Here is a 1,049-nt window from a genome sequence, read left to right as displayed (position 1 = left end):
CTAGAGCACGTCCACTGAACGATGAATCGTGTGGGGTGACATGGGGCATAGATTGTGATTCACCGTTTCCATTGATGGAGATGGTGATGGCACGAGCATTGAGTGACGATCTTCGGGTGCGCGTTCTGGAAGCCGGAGCAGCGGGCGGGTCAGCCCGTTCAGTGGCGAAGCGGTTCGGGATCGGGATTTCGACGGCGATCCGGTGGCTCCGGCGTGAGCGTGAAAGCGGCGAACGGGCGGCGCGGCGTCCGGGTAAGCCACGCGGCTCAAAGCTGGACGGACATGAAGCCTTTATCGTCGGCATGATCGAAGCGCAGAAAGATATCACGCTCAACGAGATGGTAGCGCGCCTGAAGGATGAGCAATCCGTCGGGATCGGCCGCAGCATGCTCAGTCGATGGCTGCGTCAGCATAGGTGGACATTCAAAAAAAGACCGCACATGCATTGGAGCAGGAGCGTGAAGATATCCTGAAACGTCGGCAGGACTGGTTCGACGGCCAAGCTGACCTCGATCCGCACCGTCTGGTCTTCATTGATGAAACCTGTCTCTCCACGAAGATGGCCCGTCTGCGTGGTCGTGCTTTACGCGGAGAACGCTGTCGGGCAGGCGTTCCTCATGGCCATTGGAAAACCACCACTTTCACCGCTGGCCTGCGCCTCACGGGCATGACCGCACCCTTCGTCCATGATGGCGCCATGAACAGCGAGATTTTTCAGGCCTATGTGGAGCATGTTCTCGTGCCGACGCTGAGCCCAGGCGATATCATCGTGCTGGACAATCTGCCCGCCCACAAGGTTCCGGGAGCGCGGAAGGCCATCGAACGAGTGGGGGCACAGATGATGTTCCTGCCTCCCTATAGTCCCGATTTCAACCCGATCGAAATGGCATTCGCCAAACTCAAAGCCCTTTTACGCGCCAGGGCAGCAAAAACCGTCACAACCTTGTGGGATGCCGCCGGATCAGTCCTGGATGCTTTCACTCCTGACGAATGCGCCAACTTCTTTACAGCCGCTGGATATGAGCCGGAATAAAGTGGACGTGCTCTAG

At 58.1% G+C, this 1,049-nt stretch carries 1 protein-coding gene; it reads left to right on the top strand.

What is annotated here, in order from left to right; genetic code table 11:
• The first annotated feature begins 86 nt into the window (after positions 1 to 86).
• A protein-coding gene (locus PWM43_RS15325; RefSeq protein ID WP_289843327.1) for an IS630 family transposase occupies positions 87 to 1,033 on the top strand; the annotation gives its coding sequence in 2 pieces (ribosomal slippage) (positions 87 to 426 and positions 426 to 1,033; 948 coding nt in all).
• Positions 1,034 to 1,049 lie beyond the last annotated feature (16 nt).

Origin of the sequence: Brytella acorum (assembly GCF_029309905.1) — a bacterium.
Lineage (GTDB): Bacteria > Pseudomonadota > Alphaproteobacteria > Acetobacterales > Acetobacteraceae > Brytella > Brytella acorum.
This window is presented reverse-complemented; position numbering and strand designations above follow the sequence as displayed.